This window comes from Allopontixanthobacter sediminis (assembly GCF_009828115.1).
Taxonomy (GTDB): domain Bacteria; phylum Pseudomonadota; class Alphaproteobacteria; order Sphingomonadales; family Sphingomonadaceae; genus Allopontixanthobacter; species Allopontixanthobacter sediminis.
This window is the reverse complement of the sequence record NZ_WTYL01000001.1, coordinates 629549-654704: the sequence shown is the minus strand read 5'-3', so window position 1 is coordinate 654704 and position 25156 is coordinate 629549. Positions and strand designations below refer to the sequence as shown.

Sequence of the window (25156 nt, the reverse complement as noted above, 5' to 3'; positions counted from 1 at the left end):
CTAGGCTTCAGAATACTTGGTTGGCAACCGATTAATTTACCGGTTCCGGCGGCCCGCTGTCCCGGATCAGGCCACCGGCGCGGCGGGGCAAACAGCGTGCCGGTCGGTCAGGCGTGGGGGTCAAGCAGATAAACCAAGTTTGTCCACCGCACGGTCCAGCATCAGCAATTGCCACAATAATCGCGCATGATCGCTGCGGCCTGAAATGTGTTCCTCGGCCAGAGTCGAAAGCCGCTTTGTGTCAAACCATCCGGTCCGCGCCAGTGCAGCGCTCGAACCGATTGCCCGGGCCTCCCCCGCCAGCGGTCCGCGCAGCCACTGCGCCAGCGGAGTCACGAAGCCCTGCTTCTGGCGGTAGAGGATTTCTCGCGGCAGGTGGCGCTCCATGGTGTGCTTGAGCAGCCATTTGCCCTGCCCGCCGCGAATCCGTTCGCGGTGCGGAAGCTGGGCGGCGAATTCGATCAGGCGGTGGTCGAGCAGCGGCTCCCGCGCCTCCAGCCCCACGGCCATGCTGGTCCGGTCGACCTTGGTCAGGATATCGCCGGGCAACCAGAATTTGAGGTCCGCATATTGCGCCCGGTCGAGGCCGGACCGCGCCGGAGCATCCCGCATCATCCGGATCAGCGGGTCTTCGGCGCGGTAATCGCCGCGGACCTTGAGAAAAGCGTCCGAAAACAGTGTCTGGCGCAGTTCGGGCGGGATCACCGACAGGCCGCGCGCATAACCTTCCTCACCACTGGCCGCGAGAGACAACAACGTGGACTTTGCGCGCAAGGGACGCGGCGCCCAATCGGCCTTGGGCCAGGCCGATCCGAGTGCGCCGAACACCGGGCCGCGCAGGAATCCCGGCAGCACAGCCCGCGCCTGTTCTTCGCGCGCGTGGAATATGTGGCGGCGGTAACCCGCAAACGCCTCGTCCGCCCCGTCCCCCGATAGCGCGACGGTGACATTCTCCCGCGCCAACTCGCAGACCCGCAGCGTCGGCAGGGCGGACGCATCGGCGAAGGGTTCGTCGAAGATGCCCGCAATCCGGTCGATGGCGCCGAAATCATCCGGATCGACCCTGCGGCTGCGGTGATCGGTGCCGAACAATTGCGCGACCTGCTGCGCATAGGCGGTCTCGTCCAGCGCGGCGACGTCGAACCCGATGGAGCAGGTGCGCACCGGCTCCCGGCTCGCCTCCGCCATTAACGCGACGACGCTGGAACTGTCCACCCCGCCGGACAGGAACGCGCCCAGCGGCACGTCCGCGATCATCCGCGAGGTCACGCCCGCGCGCAAATGGTGCAGCAGTTCCGCCGACAAATCTGCCGAGGATCCTGTGCGCCGTTCTGCGAAGCTGATGTCCCACCATTGGACCGGAGGCAGCGGCGGCACGCCGTGCCGCAGCAGCCGGTAATGTCCGGCGGGCAGCTTCTCAACGCCCTTGAGGAACGAGCGGTGGTCGGGGACATAGCCCCAGGCGAGGTAATCCTCCACCGCCAGCGGATCGGCTTCGCGCCGCAGCAGCGGATGCGCGAGCAGTCCCTTCATCTCGGAAGCGAACGCCACGCTCCCGTCGCTCAGTCGGGCGGTGAACAGCGGCTTCACCCCCAATCGGTCACGCGCGAGAAACAGCTCCCGAGTGTCCAAATCGTAAAGCGCGAAGGCGAACATGCCGTGGAGGCGGTCGAGGCATTTGACACCCCATTTCTGCCACGCCGCGAGGATGACTTCGGTGTCGCCCCGGGTATTGAACTGCGCGCCCATCGCGGACAACTCGCGCCGCAATTCCTCGAAATTGTAGATTTCCCCGTTGAACACGATGACCGCGCGCCCGTCGGCGGAATGCATCGGTTGCGGCGATCCCTCGAGGTCGATGATCGACAATCGGCGGTGGCCGAGGCCGACGCCAGGTGCGGTCCACACCCCCGCCCCGTCAGGACCGCGGTGGACCAGTGCATCGCACATCCGCTCGACCCGAACGGGGTCGACCGGCTTGGGCGTTTCGAAATGGAAAATACCGGCGATTCCGCACATGGGCGCGCCCTATCGAAGTCCGGCGATGCGGTCCATCCATTCACCTTCGTCACCGAGATCGGCGCGGAAAGCGGCGATGGACTGGGCGGCGTCTTGTCCCTCGTGCTGTTCGGAGGAAAGGATCGCCAGGATGGTCGGGTTGCGGCTCAGCAGCAGGCGGTTTGCCATCGTTGCCAGCTTCAATCGGGCGTTACTGCCGGTGGTCAGTCCGCCGTTGCGGTACGATGTTTCCGCCAGCCGCTTCACCTGCCCGGATGCCAGCAGGTAATCGGCCTGCACCTCGGGCCCGCCATCCCCCGGGGCGAGCCAGCGCCACGCAGTGTCCGGTCTGAGCGCGCCTTCGCCAAACGCGCTGGCCTCGCGCCCGTCGCCCTGCCGCGCATACACCGCGACGAACACATCCACTTCCTGCCCTGCGGCGTTGCGGTATCTGCCGAGCAACCGGTGCTGCGCCCCGGTGGCCCTCGGCTCCCACGCGGCGGTGGGTGCGTAGTCCACCCGTTGCCATCCGGGCACGTCCGGTAGCGCTATTCGCTCGGGCAGACGCGCCTCCCCGCCGGATGCCAAAGCGGCCCACGCCGCGAACAGCAGGCCGAGCGCCAATATGCCAGCGAGTGCGGGGGTGCCGCGCATCGTCATTCCGGACAGCGCCGCAAGCAGCGGCGAGCGGCGGATCGCTTCGATGTCGGGCGCGAGATCCTCCGGTGAGCGATCGAACCAGCGCCACGCCGCGGCGAGCAACACGAACACCACCAGCGCGAAGAAAATCCAGCCGTAGAAAATATGATCGAACCCGGCTGCGAATTCGACGCCCTGGCTTTGCGCGATATAAATCGTGCCCCACGCCCGTACACCGTTGGCGAGGATCGGGAGGGCAATCGCCGCCGCCATGAACACCGCGCGCCGTTTCCAGCTGGTGAAGCAGGTGTGCATCACCAGCACGCCCAGCGCGATCATCGCGACGAGGAATTTTACACCGGAACAGGCCTCCGCCACCTCGAACAGTCCGGCAGGGGTATCGATGAACACTCCGTCGATTACTGCCGGAATGCCGCTCCAATGGGTCAGCTCGATCACCAGTTTGGCGGTGATCATCTGCAGGGCCGGAACCAGTTCGTCTCCGAACGGCACCAGGAACAGCATGAAGCCCAGCGGGAACAGCAGCGCGGCGATGATGCGCGGGCCAAGCAGGGCGGCCACACACGCTTGCAGCATTGCGACCGCGCCGAGCTGGCTTACCGAATTGACCCCGGCGATCGTCCCGAGCAGCCACAGAAACAGCGCTCCGGCAGCGGCGATCACGCCCGGCCACCACGGTACCGGCGCAAGCTGCGCCAGCTCCGCGCGCCGGGTCCAGACCAGCCACCCGACAATGAAGGGGACAAACACCACGTGGTTGTAAGTGGAGATATTCCACCATTTGTCCGCCATGGTCACCCAGTCGCGGGCCGCGAGACCAAGCAGGCCCGCCCATGCAAGCGCCAGATGGACCAGCGGCGCGCGCCAGGCATCCGGCACGCGGCTCACCCACCCCGCCCCGCTCCAGTTTGGGAGGAAATTCTCACGCGACATCGCTGTACCGGCCGGCTTCAGGCGGCGCTATCGGCCTGCCGATGATTGGCCCAAGATAGGCGAGCATTGCCGGCCAGCTCTGGAACTCGGTAACGTACCGCCTTGCCGCCGCGGCCATCGCCGCCGTGCCGGGGGCATCTTCCAGCAGAGCCAAGGCGCGGGACACCAGCGCGTCGTCGGTATCCGCAACCGCGAACTGGACACCGTCCTCCGCATCGATGCCGTTCGCGGCTTCGGGCGTGAGCAGCACCGGCCTTGCCATCGCCATCGCCTCGAGAACCTTGTTCTGTATCCCGCGCGCGATGTCGAGCGGCGCGATCACGAGGTCAGCGCTGCGGAGAAACGGGCGAACATCGGGCACCTCGCCCCATATATGCACCCCGTCTTGCCCGGCGTGCTTCACCAGTTGCGGTACCGGGGCGCGGCCAACCACGTGGAACTGCGCGTAGGCATGGACCTGGCGGATACGCGGCAATAACCGGGCAATCATCCGCAGCGCCGCCGCGACATTCGGCGCATAATCCATCTGCCCGGTGAAGACGAAATGGGGTCCGGCGGTTACCGCCAGATGAGGATGCGGCGCTGCCGCCTGTGGGGCGAAAAACTCGGCATCGATCCCGTTGCCCACCGCCAGCACGGTGTCGCCCAGGTCGCCCGCGATGCGGGAGCGGAACAGCGCCGCCTCTGCCGGGCTGACCAGCAACGTGCGGTCGGCCCTGCGCGCAAGGCGCTCTTCCTCTGCCGACAGCAGCACCGCTTCGCGCGCATCGATCCAGCGCCGCGGCAAGGTTCCCGACGCGGCGTAGGCCTCGAATTTGGCCGAATCGACGTCGCACAGGTCGACCACCACCCGCCCGGCGAATTCCGCCGGAACATACTGGCCCATCTGACCGGAAAAGACGAAGATCGTATCGACCGGGTGTGCTGCCAGCGTCTGCCGGACCCATTCGTGCAAATCCGGATGATCGAACGCCGTCAGGCTGACCGGTTTGCGCGACACTAGCGCCTCGATCCCGGCTCTCGCCATGCTTTTGCTGCGGCGGATCAGGCAATGGCTCGCGGATATTTCAGCGAGCAGCGGTTCATGGGCGAGATCGCCGTGCGTATCGGCAAAGCAGCCGACATGGACCGGCGCGATTCCGGCCAAGGCTTTCAGCATATGATGCGAACGGATCTTGTCGCCCCGGTCCGGCAGGAACGGGATGCGGTGCGCCAGGAACAGGATTTCGCCCATCAGCCCAGCCCTTTGGCGATTAGCGGTCCCAGGCGGTTGGCGACCGGCAGCGGCAGGCGCTTCCACAGCGCGATCTTGGCGGAATAGGCGCCGCTGTTCGGGTTGATGTCGCGCGCATTACCACCCTCAGCGGTCCAGCTTGCGTAAGCCAGCGGCTGCGGTTCGAAGCCCCAGTTCTTCTTGTAATGATACGGCCCGCTACCGGTTTTGGAGCGTCCGAAGTCGAAACGTATGCAGCCGCGCCGCTGCGCTTGACGCATCAGCTCGAAATACATCACTTCGTTGGCGCGCAAGTTCCGCGCGGCAAAGGTCCCGCCGCCCCAATAGGGCATTACCGCCCCGCCGTGATACAGCGACAGCACGCTCGCCACCGGCACACCATTGTGCCGGACGGTGAGGATATCGGCATCGTCCCCGAACGCGTCCAGCACCGCGTCGAACAGCGAACGCGGGAATACCGGAGTGCCGAGGTTGCGCACGCTTTCGGCATAGACGGCGTAATGCGCCGCCCGGTCCGCTTCGGCGCGGCCGGTCTGGACGACGAGTTCCAGTTTGAGGCCGCGTCGTATCTCGGCACGCTGCTTGCGCGGGATCGCCAGCAATTGCGCCTCATCATCCGCAGCCAGGTCGGTCACGAAGCCGCAGTGGCTTTCGGTAGTGATATCCCACTGGGCCGGCAGGTCGCCTCCGCGCAGCTCAACTGTCTGGCAGGACAGACGCGCAGCCAGTTCTTCTGCCCTGCGGCACAGCGCCATCGCGGTTCGCTGACTTCCCGCCAGCACTCCGCCGCCCACCGCAAAGCCGCTCGAGACCAGCGCGCGGCCGAACAACGGCGAATGGACGAGCGTCAGCGGGAGCCAGCCGGTAAGCCGTCCGGCCTTTTCCGCGACCAGGCCCAGCGCCTGCTGGCCAGTCCCGCGCTCAATGGCACACAGCCATGTCGGGCGGTGGAACGGCGTGCCGCCCATGGCCGCGGCAAAGCATTCGATGCGCGCGAATTCGCCCGGATCATTGAGGTCCGCTGCCGCAATAGTCTCGGCTGACAAGGGAAATGGTGCGTTCAAGCGGGCAACCCGGCGGCCGTTTCGATCACGTTCTCAGTCGGATCCTCCAGGACCAGGCCCGGTGCCGTGAGCGCTTCGCGGTAGGCCAGCAGATCCAACCGGCCCCAACTGAATTCATGGACCAATTCGCGCAGTTTGGGCGCCATCCGCTGCAAGTTGGTATAATGCCGCAGCCGCGACCGCATCGAAGCGTTGGGGACACGCGGCTGGTCGGGATCGATCTCCCACGGGTGGAAATAGAACACCGCAGGGCGCGCGTCCCGGCGGTTCACCTGCCGGATCGCCCAGCGAGAAAAACCATAGGGCAGAACCCGGAAAAAGCCGCCACCGCCCGCCGCCAGACGCTTGCCGCCGAGCATTGCGGTGGCCACCGGGATTTCGACCAGGTCGGACCACGGCAGCGGCTTGAAGGCGAACCGCGGCGCTTCCCGCCAGCCGTAATGGTCATGCGTGACCGGGGCCACGCTGGAGGAATAGACATAGCCCTGGTCCGCCAGTTCCATGTAGGCCCACGGTGTCCGGCGATCGATCGAGAAGCTGGGCGCGCGGTAGCCGTGGATCGCCACCCCGCCGGCATCCTCGAGTATTTCGCGAGCCTTGCGCAAATCCTCTCCAAATTCCTTGCGGGTAAAATTGAACACCCGCGCATGGTCGTAACCGTGGCTGGCGAGTTCGTGCCCCGCCTCGACGATCCGGCGCATCAGCGGTCCGTGCCGCCGCGCGACCCAACCCAGCGTGAAAAACGTCGCCTTCACCCCCGCTTCGTCAAACAGGTCGAGAATACGCAGGACATTGTCTTCCACCCGCAGCGACAAGCCGTCCCAATCGCCGCGGTCGATCACATTTTCGAACGCGCCGACCTGGAACCAGTCCTCGACATCGACGGACAGGCCGTTGATGATCGGACCAGTGCTCTCCGGCGCGACGGGCATGTGCGAAAGATCGGCCATTGAAGTGATGTCAGGCCGCTTCGCGCGGCTTCTCGCCGGTCTCGATCCATTCGATCAGCATCGTGAGGACGTGGCGCACGGTACGTTCCTGTTCCTCCAGCCGGGCTTGCATGGTGTCGATCCGGGCGTTCAACCGGGCTTCCAGCTCAGCGGTGTCCGGAACGACGGTTTGCCCCTGATCGGCGCCCGCAAGTTCGACAACCGCCTGCTGCAACTCGGCAATCTGCGCGTCACGCTCGGCAAGCATGTCAGCCAGCATGGCCGCGCTGATTGCCGGAGCAGCATGCGGCAACGGTTCGGAAGCGCGCGCGGCGTGCTTGACCGGGCCGGGCGCCGGAACAGCGAGTTCCTGCATAGCCGCGTCTGCCGCTTCGCCGTGAAACGCGTTGTCGTTCGCCATTTCGTCCAGCACCGATGCCAGCATCGGCTGGTCGAGGATGGTGCTCTGTTCAATCGCGCCGAGCAGCAGCAAACGGGTCACCACCTGGTTCACCCGGCGCGGAATGCCGCCGGTCGCTCCATGGATTTCCCCGAACACCCCCTCGGCGAATTCCGGATTGCCTTCCCAGCCGACACATTCCAGCCGGTGGCGGATGTAGGGCTCGATTTCATACGGCTCCATCGCTTCGAGATGATGGGAAGCGATCACGCGCTGGCGTAGCTGTTCCAGTTCGCCGTGTTCCGCCAGCACCTTGCGGAACTCCGGCTGGCCCAGCAGCAACACCTGCAGCAGCGGATGCGCGCCAAGCTGGAAGTTGGACAACATGCGCAATTCTTCGAGCGCCTCGATCGACAGGTTCTGGGATTCGTCCACCACCAGCAGGCAGCGCCGGCCTTCGCGTGCTTCGCCGTGCAGGAACGCTTCGATCGCGCTGAGCGCCGCGGCCTTGTCATGCCCGGCCACATCCAGGCCGAAACTGTTCGCTGCGACGTGGACCAGTTCCTCCCCGTCGAGATTGCTGGTGACCACCTGGCCCACCGTCATCCGCTCGTGATCGATCTTCTGCATCAGATGCGCGACCAGCGTGCTCTTGCCCGCGCCGACTTCGCCGGTGATGACGATGAATCCTTCGCCCTGCGCCATGCCGTAACCGAGGTAGGACAGCGCCTTGCGGTGGCTGATGCTTTCGAAATAGAAGCTCGGGTCCGGCGTCAGCTGGAACGGGCGCCCCGTCAGGCCGTAGAATTCATCGAACATTCGTCGCTCCCATCAAAAATCGTAACGCAGGCCGAGCAGGGCCGACGCCGCGGTAAAGTCCTGGTCCGCCTGGCTACTGTCCAGGTGATCGAGTGCCAGCGCGGCCCGCGCTGACAGTCCGGCGAGCAGCTGGCGGCGATAGGCCGCCGAAGCGCCGACCGCGAGAACGTCTCCGGTGCTGCTGAAGCCGCTGTCGAGCCAGTTGGCGTAAGTGTTGGCGGCGAAACTGGCGCGGTTGCCCAGCTCGCCGTCCAGATAGAACGCGACCCAATAATTCTCGTCCTGCACGCCGTTCGCAGCCGCCAGGATGGTGCCCGGCGCAGCGATGAACGTGCGGCGGTCATATCCTGCGCCAAAGCCCGCATTGGTCCGCCCGAAATTGACCGAATAGCTCCCTGCAATACCGCGCGAGCGGTAGGTGGCGGAGCGAACCGAGCCAAGCACCCCGGCGAGGCAGTTGTTGCCTTCAGTGCTGGCGACGCACCCACTGAGGTCCCCGGTCACGCCATTGCGCGTCGCGGCAAACTGGGTCGGCAGGTTGGCAAGCGACGTGTTCAGCTGGCTGCCGAAGCCGGAAATCGCGTCATATACCGATACGCTCACCCCGGTGCGGCTGTTCGGCGCCCACGAGAAGGTCCCGTAATAGCTGGTCGAATCGTAACGGCGGCCGACATGCGCCTCCAGCGAGGTGCGGGTGCTGGGGCGCCAGACGACGCCGACATCCCAGATCAGGCCGGATACATCGTAGGCGAGTTGGCGCGGCTGGCTGGTGTCGGTCACGATCCGGCCGTCACTGCCGATTACCGGATTGCCGTTGGTATCGAGCAAGGCATCACGGCTGGAAATCTCGACGTCTTCGTACCCGACGCCGCCAACCACGGCGAGGCTCTGGCTGACCGGGACGGTTACGTCGGCGCGGATATAGGCGTCGCGCAGGCGCTGGTCGAAATTGGAGATATCTTCCTGGTTGTATCCGCCGCCGACACCGAGGCCGACCGGCAAAGGGTCGCCGGGGCGCGTCGCGACGTGGAAAGCCGCCGCTTGCGACAGGCTCTCGTCGAACACGTCGACCGGAACCCCGCCGCCGACGGTCACGAACGCATCGGGCGAATCCACTTTCGTGTAGCCAATGCGGTAATTCGCGTTGATCTCGACATCGCCTGCGCTGGTGTGGAGATTTGGTCCGGCGTAAACGGAATAGACGGTGCTGGTCGCATCGTCGCCCGTCAGCGCGCCGAGCGTGCTGCCGCCATTCGCATCGACCCGCGTGCGGGCCGCGAGGGCGCCCGCTTCGACCGTCACTGCGCGCGGCACGATGGTGGCATAACCGCGAGCGACACCGCTCAGCGTACCGGAATCGGCGGAGTTGTCGTCATAGCCGATGGTCCGCTCGTACCGTACGGAGACCGAGCCGCCGTTATTGCGTCCGGTGACCGACGCATCGACACCAACCGCGACTTGCGAGAAGGTCACTACATCGTCACCCGGCGACAATTCGGCCACGACGATCTGCGAGGCCTCGATGTAGGGGCTGACCACAACGCCGGAACCGCCGCGCCCCGAAGCGTCGCTCCGGTCGCTGGACGCGCTTTCGCCGTCGACGTCGCCGTAACCTGCGTCCTGCGCGAAGACCGCGCCGGGCAAGCCGATACCGGCAATCACGCAGATGCGCAGCAGGATTGGGAATTTCATTTGGGGTTACCCTCCGTAACCGTAATAGGACCCGAATTTCCGCCCGCTCGGGCTGAAATTGGTGGCGTTGAGCAGCAGCTTGATATCGGAGCAGGCGGACAGCAGGTGGACCGCATCCTCCAACGCGCTCTGGCCGGAACTGTCGGCCCGGGCGACCAGCACGGCCTGCCCGACATGTTTCGCGAGCTCCGCCGCTGGCGAAGCGGACAGCGCGGGCGGGCTGTCGAAAATGACGATCCGGTTGGGCGCACCGATGGTCAGGCGGTCCATGACCTCGGCGGTGCGCGCGCTGCTGAGATATTCGCTGTCGTACGCGGTCTGGTTACCGGCAGGCAGCACCCACAGGCCGGGAATATCAGTGCCAAGCACCAGATTTTCCGGCTTCAATTCCGGATCGGCCAGGCAGTCCATCAGGCCCGGTCCCTTGGGCAGGCCGAGCGTGGACAGGATCGAAGGCTTGGCGAAATCGGCATCGACGAGCAGCACTTCGCTGTCGCGTTCGGCCGCCATCGCGATTGCCAGATTGGTCGCGCAGAAAGTCTTGCCCTCGCCCGGATGGGGGGAACAGATCAGCACCCGGCGCGATTTGGCCGTGCCGCGTTCGCGCGCGGCGGACAGGATCTGCCGCTTCACGATACGAAATTCCTCGATCAATGCGGTGACCGCCCCTTCGGGCACAATCATGCCCTGATCGCGCAGGTGATCGCGGTCGATCGGGTGCCGCGTCCCCGCCAGGCGGACCGATCCGCTCTCGCCGGATAGCGTCACTTCGGACGGCAGGACCGCAATTGGCGTCGGGGCCGGTTCCGGCGTGGGTGCGGGAGCAGGCGCCGATGCCACCGATTGCGCTGGCTCCACCGCAGGCGCGACGGGTTGTTGGCGCAGGCGCGCATGCTTCAGCGGCGGATCGTCCAGCTTGCGCGGCACCGGAGGCGCCTTGAACGGGTCCAGCCCGAACGCACCGCTAGCCCGCTCGAACAGCGAAGAGCTGTTTTCGGAGGGTGACTTGGCCGCGCCGGGGACGGGTATTTTTCTGTGTTCTGTCATGCCCTGCCCCTCACGCGACCATGCCGCGCTGGATGAATTCGACTACGATCAGGATGATTGTCAGGCCGCCCAGTGCGGCGAAGCCGGCGCTGAACTTGCGCATCCGCCGCCTCTGCAGATCGCGCGCGGCGTCCGTCAGCGAGGTCGAGATTGCCCCCAGCACCGGAAGGCCCAGCGCGCGCTGCAATTTGGCAGTCGTCGCGAAGGTCGAACGCAGATGGCCGATCACGAACGCGCCGCCGATGCCTGCCGCGATGCCGGCGAACAGGACGCCGATCAGCAGCAGCGGCCGATTAGGCGCCGCGGGAACGCGCGGGGTGGTCGGCGGATCGATCACTTCGAAGCGGAAGGAACTACGTTCGTTCGCTGCGTCGCCGCGCAGCTTCAGCTGCTCGCGGTCCTTCAGCAATTCGTCGTAGCTCTTGCGCAGGACTTCATAATCGCGGCTGATCCGGTTCGCTTCCGCCGCCGCCGCCGGCTCACTTGCCTGGTTGGCGGTCAGGGCCGACAGTTCGGACTGCAAGGCCGCTTTGCGCGCGACCAGCGACTGGACGTTGGCTTCCCGCTCGGCGCGGATCGACACCATCGAACTGTAGGCTGGATTGGGGGTCCCGCCTGAATTTGGTCCTTCGCGGGCCGCCTGCCGTTCGAGCAGCGCGATCTGGCGTTTCAGGGCGATGATGTCGGGATGGCTATCGGTCAGGCCGCGGGCCTGCGCGGAGGCAAGCTGCGACTGGACCTGGCCCAGCGCGCCGCGCGCACCACCCGCCTCGCCCGGCCCGGAGAGCGTACGAGGCGTACCGGCGAGCTGTCCGTTGATTGCCGCCAGCGCGCTCTGCGCCGCCGCAAGATCGGCATCCACCCCGCGCGTTTCGCTGCGCAAATTCTGCAACTTGGCCGACAGCGCGTCGCTGCCACCGATCAATTCGGGGTTCTGCGCTTCGAACGCGAGCCGTTGCTGTTCGGCGGCTTCGAGGTCCCGCTTGCGCGCCTCCAACTGCTGATCGAGGAACACGATGGTCTCGGCCACGTCGCCGCGGTCACCGGCGATGTTTTCTTCGCGGAAAATGTCGATCAGCTTCTGGATGACATCCTGCGCCAGGGCAGCGTTTTCCGCGTCGGACAAGTCGCTGTGGCCAACCTTGGCGGTCAGTTCGAAGAGGTTGTTCTCCTCGCTCTTCACGGTCACGTTCTTGGTCAGCGTGGCGATCGCGTTTTCCATCGCCCGCGGGCTGGTGATACCTTCGCCCAGCTTGGTCGACCGGATCACCTTTTCGAGATTGACCGAGCTCGACAGCGTCTGGCGCACGCGGTTGATGTCGCGTTCGCCGTCGCCCTTGATTCCGATCTGCTCAGAAAACACGTCGTCCAGCTGGACATAGATCCGCGCTTCGGATTCGTAGGAATTGGGAATCATCGCGACCACCAGCCAGCCCAGGATGCACACACCCCAGGCGATGGCGAGTGCCACCCACTTGCGGTGCCAGACCGAATGGGCCGCGCCCCTGAGTTCTTCGAAGACTTCGTTCATTGCCGCTGCCAGTCCCTCAGAACATGCTTTCCGGGATGATGATCACATCGCCCGGCATCAGCATCACATTGGCTTCGCTGGAGCCTTTCTTGAGCAGGTCGCCCAGTCGCAGCGCATATTCCTTCTGGCTGCCGGCCTGTTTGTCGAAGCGGATCAGCTTGGCCCGGTTGCCCGCGGCGAATTCGGACAGGCCACCGACCGCGATCATCGCGTCGAGCACGGTCATGTTGGCGCGGTAGGGAATCGAAGCGGGCTTTTCCGTCGCGCCGACGACGCGGATCTGCTGGCTGAACGTGCCGGCGAATTTGTTGACGATCACGGAGACCAGCGGTTCTTCGATATATTGCGACAATTGCAGGCGGATATCTTGCGCCAGCATCGATGGCGTCTTGCCCACGGCGGGCATGTCGGTGACCAGCGGGGTGGTGATCCGGCCGTCGGGACGGACCTGGATCTTCTCCGCACCGAGTTCCGGATTGCGCCACACGTGGATGGTCAGTTCATCGAGCGGACCGATGATGTATTCTTCCCCCGGCCCTTCCTGCATCGCCACGAACGAGGCGGGCGGCAATTCCGTCCCGCCGCCGGCAGCGCAGCCGGACAGGGCGAGCGAAAGCATGGCACTGCTGGCCAGCAAAGCGGGAAATCTGGTATTCGGCATCGACGCGTATCCTTGCCTTGGGCGCGGGCGTTGGAACGGAAGCGCGGGAGCTACCCGGCATCCGCACCCGCAGGTCAGACACGCTTCCTCGCCAAAAAGGGTGAATATACTGTTAGTATTATCGGGATCGCGCGGGGTTTCGCGCTACCGGTCCCATAGCGGGACAGCGCAGCGGCAAAGGTTAAACCAGCATTTCCGCAGCCGGGCCCTGTCCCAGGAATGCCGAGGGTGACGCCGTTGCGCCGTACGCCCCGGCGCAGAACACCGCCACGATGTCGCCCACATCGGAGCGCGGCAGATGCGCCTTGTCCGCCAGCCGGTCGAGCGGCGTGCACAAGCAGCCGACGACGTTAACCTCTTCGTCCGGTTGCGCCGTAAAGCGGTTCGCGATGGCGAGTGGGTAATTGCGCCGGACGACCGTGCCGAAATTTCCGGATGCGGCCAGCTGGTGATGCAGCCCGCCATCGGTGACTAGGTAAGTCTCGCCGTGGCTGACCTTGCGGTCGAGGATCCGGGTCAGGTAAACGCCCGCCTCCCCCACCAGATAGCGCCCTAGTTCGATGCACAGATCCGTTTCCGCGAGCGACTCGGGCAAATCCGCGAAGCGCTCGTGCAGCGCCGCGCCAATGGCACCGAGGTCCACGGGCGTGTCGTTGGCGAAATACGGCACCCCGAACCCGCCCCCCATGTTCAATTTCGGCACCGCCGCCCCGATCGCCTGCGCCAATTGGTCCGCGAGCGTCAGCACATTGGCCTGCGCTTCGATAATCGCGCCGGTATCGAGCGACTGGCTGCCGGTGAAGATGTGCAGTCCGCGCCACTCTGCCCCCGCTGCGATGAGTTCGGTGGCGAGTGCCGGAATTTCCTGCTGGTCGATCCCGAACGGCTTGGCCCCGCCGCCCATCTTCATGCCCGACCCGCGCAGTTCGAAGTCGGGATTGACCCGCAGCGCCAGCTTCGGGGTGACGCCCAGGCGTTCCCCGATAGCGAAGGCGCGCCGAAGTTCCCCGGCGGATTCGACATTCAGCGTGACGCCCGCGGCAATCGCGGCTTCCAGTTCGGTATCGCGCTTGCCCGGCCCGGCGAAACTGATCCGCGCCGGATCGATTCCAGCAGCCTGCGCGATGGCCAGTTCGCCGCCCGAGGCAATGTCGAACCCGTCGACCAGTCCGGACATGAGCTGCAAGACCGGCGCGAACGGATTGGCCTTGATCGCGTAATTGATCCCGAGGCGCGCGGGCATGGCGGCGCGCAAATCGGCCACGCGTCGTTCCAGCATTGCGCGGGAATAGACGAACAGCGGCGTCGTCCCGGCTTGTTCCGCCAGTGCGATCGCCGTGTGCCCGCCGACCGCCAGCTGCCCGTCAATGGTTTCAAAACCTAGGGGGATCGGACCGAGCGGCTTCATGCGCCGATCTCCGCCAGCAGCGCAGCCCGGTCGATCTTGCCATTGGGGTTGAGCGGCATCGCCTCGCGCCAGTGGATCACCTTGGGCTGCATGAAATTGGGAAGCTCCTTGGCCAGCATCTGTGCCAGTTCATGGGTATTCTCGCCAGCCCCCGCAGGAGCGCGCACCACCAGATGCACCGCCTGCCCCAGCCGTTCGTCCGGCACGCCAAGCGCGGCAGCTTCCGCCACCAGCCCTGTGGCGCGCGCCGCGTCCTCCACTTCCTGCGGGCTGATCCGGTTGCCCGCGCTCTTGATCATCGCGTCGCGCCGACCGACGAAATAAAGGAGGTCGTCCTCTGCCCGCATCACGCGGTCGCCGGACCATACAGCGGTCCCGCCATATTCCGACGCGGCAGGTGCAGGCCTAAAACGCTCGGCCGTTCGCGCCGTGTCCTGCCAATACCCCTGCGCCACCAGCGGCCCGCAATGGACCAGTTCGCCTTCCTCGCCCGGCTCGGCAATCTCGCCAACATCGTTCACCACCAGGATTTCCGCGTGCGGAATTGCCCTTCCCATCGAAGTCGGGTGGCTATCGACCAGCGCGGGGTCGAGATAGGTCGAACGGAACGCTTCGGTCAGCCCGTACATCGGGAACAGCCGGGCATCGGGGAAGATCGTCCTTAGCGCGCGCACCAGGTCCTCCGTCAGCGCACCTCCGCTGTTGGTCAGGCGGCGCATCGCCGAAGTCGCTTCCGACGGCCAGTCCAGTTCCGTCAGCTGAAGCCACAAGGGCGGAACCGCAGCAAGCGTGGTGACCGAATGTTTCGCGCAGGCCTTCATCACATCGCGCGGCAGCAAGTAGTCGAGCGGTACCACCGCCCCGCCCGCGTACCAGGTACTGAAGAGTTGGTTCTGCCCGTAATCGAACGACAGCGGCAGCACCGCCAGCGTCACGTCATCCGCCGCCATCCCCAGATACTCCGCCACGCTCGCCGCCCCGAGCCACAGATTGGCATGGCTGAGCATGACCCCCTTGGGCTGGCCGGTCGATCCGCTGGTGTAGAGAATGGCGCACAGATCGTCCGGATCGGCGCTGGAGGGCGGCAGGCTGCCGCCCTGCGCAGTGACCTCGGCCCACATATCCGCCTCGTCCAGTATCGCGCAATCGGCCGGCAGGTCGCCGTCCTCCAGCGAGGCGAGGCGCGCTGCAGTGCCTAGCAGCATCACCGTCCCGCTATCGGCGAGAATATGCGCTACTTGCGCGCGTTTCAGCAGCGGATTGATCGGTACGTGGACCAGCCCCGCCCTAGGCGCAGCCAGCGGCAACAGGCACGTCAACTCGCCCTTGGCCGCCCAGCTGGCAACCCGCGCACCCGGTTCCGGCACTCGTTCCGCCAGCCACGCCGCCAGCGCTGCGACACGGGTTCTTAATTCCCCGTGGCTAAGCGTTGCACCGCGCAGCACCAGCGCAGGATCCTCCGCCCCGCCGCGCTCGGCAAGGTGGTCAATCGGCCTGGTTTGGGTGTATTGCGCAGGCGGCATTCTTGCTCCGGAAAGGACGTTCATCGTTGGTTGCGGTCAGCTATCACGACACGGTTAAATTTCTGCAAGGGACGATTGTGCCCGATGAATACCGCCTGCCCGGTCCATTCGACCGGATGGAGTGGTTCCAGCTGCTGGCCGCGGGCGGGATTTCGCCCCTGCTGGTCGAGGCGCGCCAGAAGGGTGAGAGTCTCGCACTGCCGCTCACCCGCACCGATAGCGGCCTCGAACCGCTGATCAACTGGTACAGTTTCATCTGGCGGCCGGTGATGCGCTGCGACGATCTGTGCGCGCCGCTGTTGCTCGCCGCGGCGAAAGACCTGCGCCGCCAGTCGCACCGGGTGACGCTGTGGCCGCTGCCCGACGAGGACGGCACCGCTTCCCGGCTGGAACATGCCTTTCGCGACGCCGGATGGCGCGTCGATCGCAGCCAATGCGATCACAACCATATCCTGAAAGTCGGCGGGCGCAGTTTCGCCGATTACTGGGCCGCCCGCCCCGGCCAGATGCGGACCACGCTCAAGCGCAAGGCGAAGAAGGTCGAGGTCGAAATCCTCGAGCGGTTCGAACCCGCCGCATGGGCGGCCTATGAACAGGTCTACGCCAACAGCTGGAAGCCGGAAGAAGGTAATCCCGCGCTGCTGCGCCAGTTCGCGCAGGCCGAGGGCGCGGCTGGCCGCCTCCGCCTCGGGATTGCGCGACATGAGGGCATTTCGGTGGCGGCGCAGTTCTGGACGGTCGAAAACTCCGCCGCCTATATCCACAAACTCGCCCATCTTAAGGATTACAAGGCCTTGTCGGCGGGAACCACGCTGAGCGCGGCAATGTTCGAACATGCGATCGACCGGGACCGGGTTACGCTGGTCGATTTCGGCACCGGCAACGATCCTTACAAGGCCGACTGGATGGAAGAAGACCGCCCGCGTTTCCGGCTCGATTGCCTCGACACCCGCCAGATTCGCGCCTGGCCGGTACTGGCACGACGGATGGCGGGACGGGTTGCGCGGGCTTTACAGCAAAGCTAAGGGCGCACCCTTGTTGCCCGAAACCCGGGATTGGAGAGGGATTTCCACCTGATGACAATCGACCCTGCAAAGGAACCGGTCATCGCCCGCGAGAGCGCGCTGGCGCCAAGCCGCAGCGCGGTGGACGCGCTGCTGCGGGAAATCCTTCGCGATGTGCTGGTGCTCGATGCGGAACTGGTTGGAGGGTTCAGCGGTGAAACCGGACTGTTCGGCCACCTGCCCGAACTCGATTCGATGGCTGTCGCCAGCCTGTTTACCGAAATGGAAGACCGGCTCGACATCATCATCGAAGACGATGACGTCGATGGCGAAATGCTCGAAACCTATGGCGGCCTGCTGGCTTTCGCGGAAGCCAAGGTGGTGACCGCGCCCGCCGGCGGGGACAATTCGATCTGAGCAATCGGGGGTACACCTCGTGGCACTGTCCGCTTCCCGGCGAGGGAACTGCGGAGGAAATGGCGCTCGTCTTCGACCAGGGGCGTGAACCGCGCCTGCTGGTGCTGCCCGCGCTGTTCGGCGAGGCAAACCAGACGCGCCGACAGATCGCCGAGGCGATGCGCCGGCTCGACTTGTCGGGGGTGGACAGCTTCCTGCCCGATCTCCCCGGTTGCAATGAAAGCCGGCAGCCGCTTGAAATGCAGACACTGGAGGGCTGGCGCACTGCTGCGCAGGTGGCCGCGGCGCATTTCGGCGCGACCCATGTGCTGGCGATCCGCGCTGGCTGCCTGCTGGCCCCGCCCACCTTACCCGGTTGGCGTTATGCCCCGACCACCGGCGCGAAGGCGCTGCGCGGCTTGCTGAGGGCCCGCACGATCGCCGCCCGCGAAGCCGGGACCGCAGAAACGATTGAAGGTTTGTCGGTTATCGCCCGCGCACAAGGGCTTGAGCTGGCCGGATGGAGCATCGGGGCGGGCATGTTTTCCGAACTCGAACAGGCCGTCGCCAACGCAGACAGCCAGCAGGCCGTCATCGAGCAGAACGACATTGGCGGAGCAGGCTTGTGGCTGCGCGCCGAACCCGGCTACGATCCCGAACAAGCGGACATGCTGGCGGCCCTCGTCGCCATGGGAATGCTCGAGCCATGACCCGCCTGCACATGACTTTTCCGTGCGGTAGCAAAGCCTTGGCCGGGACACTTGATACAGCGCCAAGCTCCAGCGGCCTGCTGATCGTCACCGGCGGCAGCGAAATCCGCTCGGGCGCCTTCTCCGGGCAGGCCCAGCTGGCCGCGCGGCTTGCGGAGGCCGGATTTCCGGTCTTCCGGTTCGACCGGCGCGGCGTGGGAGACAGCGACGGAGAAGACCGCGGCTTCCGCGCCAGCCAGAACGATATCGCCGCCGCGCTCGCCGCGTTCCGGGCGATGGCCCCCAAGGTCGACCGTGTCGTCGGGTTCGGCAATTGCGATGCCGCCAGCGCGCTGATGCTCGGCGCCGGAACCGGCTGCGACGCGCTGGTCCTCTCCAACCCGTGGGTGATCGAGAACGACAGCGCGGACAGCACGCCGCCGCCCGCCGCGATCCGGTCCCGCTATGCCGAAAAGCTGCGCGATCCCAAGGAATTGGCGCGTCTTCTGTCGGGCGGGGTGAACTTGCGCAAACTGTCGCGTGGATTGCTGCGCGCGGTGAGACCGGCACCTGCTCCGACGTCACTGGCGCAGGGCATGGCTGCAGGCCTGTCCGCTTTCGAGGGGCCGGTAAAAATTCTCCTCGCCGCCAAAGACCGGACAGCCCAAGTGTTCGAGGCCGCCTGGGATGCCAGCGACAGCCGTATCGAGAAGTGCGAAAATGCCGGCCATTCCTACGCCGAACCCCACGCGCGGGAGTGGCTGTACCAGCAGCTATTGGCTGGGCTGAAGGCCTAGGCCGCCTTAACGAACAGGCTGGCGAGTTCCACATGGGTCGACCAGCGAAACTGGCCGACCGCGCGCAGTTTTTCCAGCCGGTATCCGCCCGCGACCATCCTTGCCGCATCGCGCGCCCAGCTGGACGGGTTGCAGCTGATATAAACGACCTTTGCCACCGTACTTTGCGCCAGCAGATCCGCCTGGTCTTTCGCTCCGGCGCGCGGCGGATCGAGCAGCACCGCGTCGAACCGGTTCAGTTCATCCACCTGCAACGGGTTACGGAACAGGTCGCGGTGCACCGGGTGGACCGGCCGCTTGGCCAGCGCAGCCGCCGACTTGCAGGCGAAGTGCATGTCCCGCGCCGCTTCCGCCGCCAGCACCTTGGCCGGGTCGCAAAGCGCAAAAGCGAAGGTGCCGACGCCTGAAAACAAATCGGCGATGAAGGCGCTACCGGACAGCCACTCGCGCGCGTCATCGACCAGCACCGCCTCGCCGTCCGCAGTGGCTTGCAGGAAACTGCCGACCGGAAAGGGGACCGCTACACGGCCCATCATCATGGTGACGGGCTCCGGCTCCCACACGGTTTCGGGCCCGTAGCCCTGGTCCATCGTCAGGCGAGCCAAGGCGTTGTCGCGCGCGAAGTCGAGCATCGCCTCGGTTTGCTGAAGCCCCTCGACGGTCAGATTCTTCAGCGAGCAATCGACGCCCTGATCGGTCAGCGTCAATTCGGCATCGACCGAATACTTGCCCTGCCGGCGCGCCATCATCTGCCGCAGCGGGGCGACCAGCGCGAACAGTTCGGGGCGCAAGATCTCGCATTGGTGCATGTCGATCACCTGGTGCGAACCGGCCTTGCGGAAGCCCACCAGCGGGCGCCCGCCCGCGTTGACGATGTGCAGGCTGGCCCGGCGGCGGCTGCGCGGCGGCGACAGATGCGTCGGCAGCAGTTCGCCAATTTCCAGCCCCTCCTTGAGGGCGGCGTTGGTGACCCGCGCGGTCACGAAACTGAGCAAGGTTTCCTCGTCGAGGTGCTGCAACTGGCACCCGCCGCATTCGGGGAAATGCCGGCACGGAGGCTCGGTGAAATGCGGGCCGCGCTGGACGCTGCCATCGGGCGTAATGATGTCCCCCGGTGCGGTGCCCGCAAAGTGGCTGCCGTCCGCGGAAACACCGTCGCCCTTCGCGGCGACACGCAAAATTACCTTCGATTCGTTCACAGGGTGGCTGCGTAAGCGCCCTTGACGCAGAGCGCCAGTTCCATCGCGGTAAAAGCGGCCCCGGCCTGCCGCGCGGCTTCGGCATGGAGCCAGACTGCCTCGCACGCGGCGGAGAAAGGCGGCGCGCCATTCGCAAGGCGGCTCGCCATGATACCCGCCAGGACGTCGCCGGTGCCGGCGGTGGAAAGCCAACTGGATGATCGGTCCGCAAAGGCGATCCGGCCCTCGGGAGATGCGACCAGCGTGTCAGCGCCCTTGGCGACGACGACCGCACCGGTCGCTTTTGCCAGAGCGGCCGCGCGATCGACCTTGCCGCCTGCTCCATCCAGCCCGAATGCCTTTTCGAGCGCCGCCAATTCGCCTTCATGCGGGGTCAGGACCAGCGGCTTGGTGCGCGCGCCAAGCCACCCGGGCTGGAGTATCGCGAGCCCATCGGCATCCAGGACCGTCGGCAGGTCGCGCCGGAGCGCCTCCTTCAGACGGTCTGTCGCGTCATCATCACGGCCAAGCCCCGGACCGACCAGCAGTGCGTTGATCCGCGCGTCGGACAGCGCCTTGGCCAGATCACGGCTGTCCAGCACCAGGTCCGCAGGGGCACCGGGATGCGAATGTTCCGACAACAGCTTCACATAGCCTGCACCCGAATGCATCGCGCCCTCCGCCGAGAGCAGCGCGGCACCGGGCATCGCGCCGCCGACAATCGCGAGCAATCCGCGCCGGTACTTGTGTGCATCGGCGGCAGGCGCGGAGAGGCGGGGCCGCATGATCCGGTGCGCATGTCCCGCAGACCGGTCGACGCCAATGTCCACCAGCCGCAAGGCTCCCATCCTGCTGGCGGCAGGCATCAGGAAATGCGCCCGCTTCCACGCGCCCAGCGCAAGGGTCAGGTGATATTCAATAGCCGGGCCGAACAACGTGCCCCGGTCACTTTCGATGCCGCTCGGCAGGTCGACGGCGATCCGGTATGCGTGGGTGGAGGCAAGCGCCTTCAAGGGGTTCGCCAAATCGGCGGAAATCTCGCGGCTGAGACCGGACCCGAACAGGCAATCGACCAACACCTGCCCCGAAACACCCTCGGAGGACGCCGTGACGTCACCCACGTAGCCGCCGCGCGCGCGGTGCGCCGCTTCGGTTGCGGGTTCGATCGGAGCGACCACCAGCACCGGCAATCCGCGTGCGCGCAATGTCTCGGCGATAACATAGCCGTCACCGCCGTTGTTGCCCGGTCCGCACAGCACCGTGACCGCCCGGCCCGCGGCTATCCGCCAGACCCATTCCGCAGCGCCGCGTCCCGCTCGCTGCATCAGCTCATGGACGTCGGTGCCGGCATCAATCAACGCTTGTTCCGCGGCGCGCATCTCGCTGACGGTCAGGACCGGATCGGGCAACAGGTCAGTCACCCGAGCCAGCATTTTCCAGACCGCCGCCAGTTGCGGTGGCCGGGAAACGGTAGCGGTCCTTTCCCACGGTGATCTCGAGGACGTCTCCTGCAAGGCTTGTCACCGCATCGTCTGCCCCGTCGGCAATCGTCAGGCCGCGACCGTCATCGACTTGCTCGAACCGGCGGAACCCGCCGTCGGGGTGCCGTACCGTGACTACACGCGTATCCCCGCTGGCCGAGCGTTCCACTAGGCAATCGTCGGCGAATTCCGCCCCCTCACCCAGCGCGCATTCTATGCGCTGCGCCCCAGCGTCGGCCTGCGGCTGCTCCGCGCCTGCGGAACAGGCCGAGGAGGTCAAGACGAGGATCAGGGCGCTAGATATCCGCATAGACATGCGTTTCCGCCGCGCCGCCCGGGTGGGTCAGAGCGCCCTTGCTGGCGGGGCCGACGTTCTGGGCGTAACGCCACAACGCGCCCGACTGGTAATCGTTCTGGCGGGGCTGCCACGCTAGGCGGCGGGCGTCGAGCACTTCGTCTTCCACCAGCAGGTCGATCGTTCCGGCCTCGGCATCGATCGCGATGATGTCGCCATCTTCGACCAGCGCAATCGGGCCGCAATCGCTCGCTTCGGGGCCGACATGGCCGATGCAGAACCCTCGCGTCGCGCCGGAGAACCGACCATCGGTAATTAGGGCAACCTTCTCGCCCATGCCCTGCCCGTAAAGCGCGGCGGTGGTGGACAACATTTCGCGCATCCCCGGGCCGCCCTTGGGCCCTTCGTAGCGGATCACGACGACGCCGCCTTCCTTGATCCGGTGCGCCTTGACCGCGGCGAACGCGTCTTCCTCGCATTCGAACACCTGCGCGGGTCCGGTGAACTGGAGGCGCGCCATCCCGGCGACCTTCACGATTGCCCCATCGGGGGCAAGGCTGCCGCGCAGGCCGACCACGCCGCCGGTCGGAGTGATCGGCGCGGCGACGCTGTAGATGACCTTCTGGTCGGGGTTCCAGGTGATTTCCTCGATATTCTCGCCCAACGTCTTGCCGGTCACGGTCATCGGGCTGGGATCGAGAAATCCGCCTTCGAGCATGGTTTTCATCAGCATATATACGCCGCCTGCATCGTGCATGTCCTTGGCGACATACTGCCCGCCGGGCTTGAGATCGGCGATATAAGGCGTGGACTTGAACATTTCAGCCACATCGAACAGGTCAAATTCGATGCCGCATTCGCTGGCCATTGCGGGCAGATGGAGCGCTGCGTTGGTCGATCCGCCGGTGGCCGCGACGACCCGGGCGGCGTTCTCGAACGCGGCGCGGGTGCAGATGTCTCGTGGGCGGATATTGTGTTCCAGCAGGTACATGACCTGACGGCCCGCGGCGACCGCCACTTCCTCGCGCGATTTATACGGAGCGGGCGCCATATTGCTGTTTGGCAAGGATAATCCTATGGCTTCCCCTACACAGGCCATGGTGTTGGCGGTGAACTGGCCGCCGCACGCGCCGTGGCCCGGGCAGGCGACCTTTTCGAGCGCTGTCAGCTGCGCCAGCGGGCAATTGCCGGCTTCGTACTGGCCGACCGCTTCGAACACATCGACCACGGTCACGTCCTTTTCGTGGAACCGGCCCGGCAGGATCGATCCGCCATAGACGAAGATGCTCGGCACATTCAGGCGCAGCATCGACATCATCATGCCCGGCAGGCTCTTGTCGCATCCCGCGAAGCCTACCAGCGCGTCGTAGCAATGGCCGCGCACCGACAGTTCGACCGAATCCGCGATCACTTCGCGGCTGACCAGCGAGCTTTTCATCCCCTGGTGCCCCATGGCGATGCCATCGGTCACGGTGATGGTGTTGAACCGGCGCGGCGTTCCGCCCGCCTCGATCACCCCGGTGCGGCAGATGTTGGCCTGCGCATCCAGCGCTGTGTTGCACGGCGCGCTGTCGTTCCCGGCGGAAGCGACGGCAACGAAGGGCCGGTTGATCTCTTCCTCGGTCATCCCCATCGCGTAGTAATACGACCGGTGCGGCGCGCGCTCCGGCCCGACCGATACGTGTCGGCTGGGCAGTTTCGACTTGTCGAATTTGGCAGTCACGCTTCAGATACTCCGTCATTTCCCCAAAGCCGGGGCCCCAAAGCCGGGGCCCCGAAAGCCGGGACCGCAGCTTTCGCCGCAACGCCGCCGATTTACAAGCGCAACTGAGGTTTAGCCGCGCCTAGCTGGGCTTCAGACCTTCCCACCCCTCAGCGCCAGCGCGGTGCGCTCCGCCACATCGGCCACCAGAGCCGCCCAGCGTGCCTGCTGCGCCTCTGTGGTGATCTCGTCCTGCCGGATCTCGATCGTCATGTAGGGCCGCCCCTTCGCCTCGGCATGGCGGTCCATCGTGGCGTTGAGGTCGCGGCCGGAGTAGGGCTGGTTGTCGCCCACGGTGAGGCCTTCCGCCTCGAACAGGCGTATCGCGTGGCGGGCGGCGCGGTCATCCTGGTTGTACAGCAGCGCGACCTGCCACGGGCGGTCCTCCTCGCGGCTGGCCAGGCTCGGGGTGAAGCTGTGGAGCGCAAGGATCAACTCCGGTTCGGCCGCATCCAGCCACGCGCCCAGCGCAGTATGGTACGGCCGGTGGAAGCGTTCGATCCGCCCCTCGATATTGGCGCCGATATTGCCCGGGATGGTGTGCCCGTCGCTGGTGACCGGGACGAGGCCGGGCGAATCTTCGGTGCGGTGAAGGTCGCAGACGATACGGCTGACCGCCGCGATATGCGCCGGGATGCCGTGACGGCGAGCGAGGCGGTCGGCGATACCCGCCGTGCCGATATCGACCGCAATGTGGTTGCCCAGCAAGGCTTCCGGGATGCCCAGCGCGATGTCCGCGGGAACGAAATTCGATGCATGATCCGCGACGCAGACGATGCCGTGCTTCCGCGCTTCACCCACCCGGCGGAAGGGCTGTTCGCCAATCATCGCAGCCGCCCCTGCATCTGCCACCAGTCAGGTTGGTTAACGGCCAGCGCTTCGGCGGCTTCCGTCAGGGCTTTCCTGTCGTCATAAAGTGCGAAGCAGGTCGCCCCGCTGCCGGACATGCGCACGAGCGACGCTCCGGTCTCGCGCAGCGCCGCGAGCACGTCCCCAATGGGCGGGCACAAGCTAATCGCCGGCGCTTCAAGATCGTTGCGCCCCTCGCGGGCGATTTCCGAGGCTGAGCCGTCTGGCAGAGCGCCGCGATCTTGCCCGTCCCCAGAACTGGCCCATGCGTCGAACACCGGCCCGGTGGACAGCGGCACACGCGGATTGACCAGCAGCACCGGAGTGCCGGCAAGGTCGTTCTCGACCGGCTCCAGGTCCGTACCCGTCCCGCGCCCGACACAGGTAACGCTCTCGACGCAGGCCGGAACATCCGCACCGAGCGCGGCGGCGCGCTTCATCCAGTCGTCGGGCAACCCGTGCAGTTCGCGCACGATGCGGAAGACCGCCCCGGCGTCGGCAGACCCGCCGCCGAGGCCTGCCGCGACGGGCAGGCGCTTCTCCAGATTGATCAAGATGCCGCCAGTGCGGGGAAGTTTGCTGAGCGCCTTTGCAGCGATATTGCCAAAACTATCCGTCAGTTGCGGGGCAAACTCGCCGCTGACCCTTAACTCGTCGTGTGCGGCGGTTCGGGCCGACAGGATGTCACCGTCGTCAACGAAGGCGAACAGGGTTTCGAGTTCGTGATAGCCATCGTCGCGGCGCCTTCGGACATGCAGTGCTAGGTTGATCTTGGCATAGGCGGTTTCGCGCATGGTTAAGGCCAC

The 25156-nt window shown here is 65.8% G+C and carries 22 protein-coding genes; 4 read left to right on the top strand and 18 right to left on the bottom strand.

From position 1 onward, the window contains the following. Positions 1-120 precede the first annotated feature (120 nt). The 12 genes from GRI65_RS03350 to GRI65_RS03295 form a co-directional block, all read right to left on the bottom strand. The gene (locus GRI65_RS03350; protein WP_160755089.1) at positions 121-2019 is read right to left on the bottom strand and encodes an XrtA/PEP-CTERM system amidotransferase; all 1899 of its coding nucleotides are present in this window, start codon (positions 2017-2019) and stop codon (positions 121-123) included. A 9-nt stretch (positions 2020-2028) separates the two neighbouring features. Next, positions 2029-3546 (bottom strand): exosortase A, encoded by a 1518-nt coding sequence (gene xrtA / locus GRI65_RS03345; protein WP_332872586.1) that lies wholly within the window; start codon positions 3544-3546, stop codon positions 2029-2031. A 34-nt stretch (positions 3547-3580) separates the two neighbouring features. Then, complete coding sequence (locus GRI65_RS03340) at positions 3581-4825, bottom strand: TIGR03087 family PEP-CTERM/XrtA system glycosyltransferase (RefSeq protein ID WP_160755087.1); 1245 nt, start codon at positions 4823-4825, stop codon at positions 3581-3583. Next, positions 4825-5889: a FemAB family XrtA/PEP-CTERM system-associated protein gene (locus GRI65_RS03335; protein WP_160755086.1), complete on the bottom strand. Its 1065-nt coding sequence runs from the start codon at positions 5887-5889 to the stop codon at positions 4825-4827. The genes GRI65_RS03340 and GRI65_RS03335 overlap by 1 nt, the downstream gene beginning before the upstream one ends. Next, positions 5886-6821, bottom strand: coding sequence for an XrtA system polysaccharide deacetylase (locus tag GRI65_RS03330; RefSeq protein ID WP_160755589.1), 936 nt, complete (start codon positions 6819-6821; stop codon positions 5886-5888). The genes GRI65_RS03335 and GRI65_RS03330 overlap by 4 nt, the downstream gene beginning before the upstream one ends. Before the next feature lie 28 nt (positions 6822-6849). Continuing rightward, complete coding sequence (locus tag GRI65_RS03325) at positions 6850-8037, bottom strand: XrtA/PEP-CTERM system-associated ATPase (protein ID WP_160755085.1); 1188 nt, start codon at positions 8035-8037, stop codon at positions 6850-6852. A 12-nt stretch (positions 8038-8049) separates the two neighbouring features. Beyond that, complete coding sequence (locus GRI65_RS03320; protein WP_160755084.1) at positions 8050-9729, bottom strand: preprotein translocase subunit YajC; 1680 nt, start codon at positions 9727-9729, stop codon at positions 8050-8052. Between the two features lie 6 nt (positions 9730-9735). Further along, positions 9736-10776: a P-loop NTPase family protein gene (locus GRI65_RS03315; protein WP_160755083.1), complete on the bottom strand. Its 1041-nt coding sequence runs from the start codon at positions 10774-10776 to the stop codon at positions 9736-9738. 10 nt (positions 10777-10786) lie between these two features. Then, positions 10787-12307, bottom strand: a complete 1521-nt coding sequence (locus tag GRI65_RS03310; protein ID WP_160755082.1) for an XrtA system polysaccharide chain length determinant — start codon at positions 12305-12307, stop codon at positions 10787-10789. Between the two features lie 16 nt (positions 12308-12323). Beyond that, a complete protein-coding gene (locus GRI65_RS03305) occupies positions 12324-12968 on the bottom strand; it encodes an XrtA/PEP-CTERM system exopolysaccharide export protein (RefSeq protein ID WP_160755081.1) in 645 nt (214 codons plus the stop codon). 181 nt (positions 12969-13149) lie between these two features. Beyond that, the gene (locus GRI65_RS03300; RefSeq protein WP_160755080.1) at positions 13150-14376 is read right to left on the bottom strand and encodes a pyridoxal-dependent decarboxylase, exosortase A system-associated; all 1227 of its coding nucleotides are present in this window, start codon (positions 14374-14376) and stop codon (positions 13150-13152) included. Then, positions 14373-15923: an acyl-CoA ligase (AMP-forming), exosortase A system-associated gene (locus GRI65_RS03295; protein ID WP_232843900.1), complete on the bottom strand. Its 1551-nt coding sequence runs from the start codon at positions 15921-15923 to the stop codon at positions 14373-14375. The genes GRI65_RS03300 and GRI65_RS03295 overlap by 4 nt, the downstream gene beginning before the upstream one ends. A gap of 2 nt (positions 15924-15925) precedes the next feature. Here GRI65_RS03295 and GRI65_RS03290 point away from each other — a divergent pair, with 2 nt between their 5' ends. The 4 genes from GRI65_RS03290 to GRI65_RS03275 are packed head-to-tail and all read left to right on the top strand — an operon-like array spanning position 15926 to position 18785. Next, positions 15926-16924 (top strand): GNAT family N-acetyltransferase, encoded by a 999-nt coding sequence (locus GRI65_RS03290; protein WP_232843899.1) that lies wholly within the window; start codon positions 15926-15928, stop codon positions 16922-16924. A gap of 51 nt (positions 16925-16975) precedes the next feature. Then, complete coding sequence (locus GRI65_RS03285; RefSeq protein ID WP_160755079.1) at positions 16976-17320, top strand: acyl carrier protein; 345 nt, start codon at positions 16976-16978, stop codon at positions 17318-17320. A 59-nt stretch (positions 17321-17379) separates the two neighbouring features. Then, a complete protein-coding gene (locus GRI65_RS03280; protein ID WP_160755078.1) occupies positions 17380-18009 on the top strand; it encodes an alpha/beta hydrolase family protein in 630 nt (209 codons plus the stop codon). After that, the gene (locus GRI65_RS03275; RefSeq protein WP_160755077.1) at positions 18006-18785 is read left to right on the top strand and encodes a hydrolase 1, exosortase A system-associated; all 780 of its coding nucleotides are present in this window, start codon (positions 18006-18008) and stop codon (positions 18783-18785) included. The genes GRI65_RS03280 and GRI65_RS03275 overlap by 4 nt, the downstream gene beginning before the upstream one ends. Here the strand turns inward: GRI65_RS03275 and GRI65_RS03270 are convergent. From GRI65_RS03270 to GRI65_RS03245, 6 genes are all read right to left on the bottom strand, one after another. Beyond that, positions 18782-19984, bottom strand: a complete 1203-nt coding sequence (locus tag GRI65_RS03270; protein ID WP_160755076.1) for a class I SAM-dependent RNA methyltransferase — start codon at positions 19982-19984, stop codon at positions 18782-18784. The genes GRI65_RS03275 and GRI65_RS03270 overlap by 4 nt on opposite strands. Beyond that, positions 19981-21396: an NAD(P)H-hydrate dehydratase gene (locus tag GRI65_RS03265; protein WP_160755075.1), complete on the bottom strand. Its 1416-nt coding sequence runs from the start codon at positions 21394-21396 to the stop codon at positions 19981-19983. The genes GRI65_RS03270 and GRI65_RS03265 overlap by 4 nt, the downstream gene beginning before the upstream one ends. After that, positions 21377-21754 carry a hypothetical protein gene (locus GRI65_RS03260; RefSeq protein ID WP_160755074.1) on the bottom strand — a complete coding sequence of 126 codons (378 nt, stop codon included), beginning with the start codon at positions 21752-21754 and terminating at the stop codon, positions 21377-21379. Before GRI65_RS03260 ends, GRI65_RS03265 begins: the two co-directional genes overlap by 20 nt. Beyond that, complete coding sequence (gene ilvD / locus GRI65_RS03255) at positions 21741-23462, bottom strand: dihydroxy-acid dehydratase (protein ID WP_160755073.1); 1722 nt, start codon at positions 23460-23462, stop codon at positions 21741-21743. The genes GRI65_RS03260 and ilvD overlap by 14 nt, the downstream gene beginning before the upstream one ends. 132 nt (positions 23463-23594) lie before the next feature. After that, entirely contained in the window at positions 23595-24329 is a 735-nt protein-coding gene (locus GRI65_RS03250) for an N-formylglutamate amidohydrolase (RefSeq protein ID WP_160755586.1), read from the bottom strand. Beyond that, positions 24326-25144: a 4-(cytidine 5'-diphospho)-2-C-methyl-D-erythritol kinase gene (locus tag GRI65_RS03245; protein ID WP_160755585.1), complete on the bottom strand. Its 819-nt coding sequence runs from the start codon at positions 25142-25144 to the stop codon at positions 24326-24328. The genes GRI65_RS03250 and GRI65_RS03245 overlap by 4 nt, the downstream gene beginning before the upstream one ends. Positions 25145-25156: the final 12 nt, after the last annotated feature.

What these genes read in the sequence shown, in the direction of transcription:
- GRI65_RS03350 (WP_160755089.1), bottom strand. Translation starts at nt 2,019, where the DNA reads ATGTGCGGAATCGCCGGTATTTTCCATTTCGAAACGCCCAAGCCGGTC.
- GRI65_RS03340 (WP_160755087.1), bottom strand. Translation starts at nt 4,825, where the DNA reads ATGGGCGAAATCCTGTTCCTGGCGCACCGCATCCCGTTCCTGCCGGAC.
- GRI65_RS03330 (WP_160755589.1), bottom strand. Translation starts at nt 6,821, where the DNA reads ATGCCCGTCGCGCCGGAGAGCACTGGTCCGATCATCAACGGCCTGTCC.
- GRI65_RS03325 (WP_160755085.1), bottom strand. Translation starts at nt 8,037, where the DNA reads ATGTTCGATGAATTCTACGGCCTGACGGGGCGCCCGTTCCAGCTGACG.
- GRI65_RS03320 (WP_160755084.1), bottom strand. Translation starts at nt 9,729, where the DNA reads ATGAAATTCCCAATCCTGCTGCGCATCTGCGTGATTGCCGGTATCGGC.
- GRI65_RS03315 (WP_160755083.1), bottom strand. Translation starts at nt 10,776, where the DNA reads ATGACAGAACACAGAAAAATACCCGTCCCCGGCGCGGCCAAGTCACCC.
- GRI65_RS03310 (WP_160755082.1), bottom strand. Translation starts at nt 12,307, where the DNA reads ATGAACGAAGTCTTCGAAGAACTCAGGGGCGCGGCCCATTCGGTCTGG.
- GRI65_RS03305 (WP_160755081.1), bottom strand. Translation starts at nt 12,968, where the DNA reads ATGCCGAATACCAGATTTCCCGCTTTGCTGGCCAGCAGTGCCATGCTT.
- GRI65_RS03300 (WP_160755080.1), bottom strand. Translation starts at nt 14,376, where the DNA reads ATGAAGCCGCTCGGTCCGATCCCCCTAGGTTTTGAAACCATTGACGGG.
- GRI65_RS03295 (WP_232843900.1), bottom strand. Translation starts at nt 15,923, where the DNA reads ATGAACGTCCTTTCCGGAGCAAGAATGCCGCCTGCGCAATACACCCAA.
- GRI65_RS03285 (WP_160755079.1), top strand. Translation starts at nt 16,976, where the DNA reads ATGACAATCGACCCTGCAAAGGAACCGGTCATCGCCCGCGAGAGCGCG.
- GRI65_RS03280 (WP_160755078.1), top strand. Translation starts at nt 17,380, where the DNA reads ATGGCGCTCGTCTTCGACCAGGGGCGTGAACCGCGCCTGCTGGTGCTG.
- GRI65_RS03275 (WP_160755077.1), top strand. Translation starts at nt 18,006, where the DNA reads ATGACCCGCCTGCACATGACTTTTCCGTGCGGTAGCAAAGCCTTGGCC.
- GRI65_RS03265 (WP_160755075.1), bottom strand. Translation starts at nt 21,396, where the DNA reads ATGCTGGCTCGGGTGACTGACCTGTTGCCCGATCCGGTCCTGACCGTC.
- GRI65_RS03260 (WP_160755074.1), bottom strand. Translation starts at nt 21,754, where the DNA reads ATGCGGATATCTAGCGCCCTGATCCTCGTCTTGACCTCCTCGGCCTGT.
- GRI65_RS03250 (WP_160755586.1), bottom strand. Translation starts at nt 24,329, where the DNA reads ATGATTGGCGAACAGCCCTTCCGCCGGGTGGGTGAAGCGCGGAAGCAC.
- GRI65_RS03245 (WP_160755585.1), bottom strand. Translation starts at nt 25,144, where the DNA reads ATGCGCGAAACCGCCTATGCCAAGATCAACCTAGCACTGCATGTCCGA.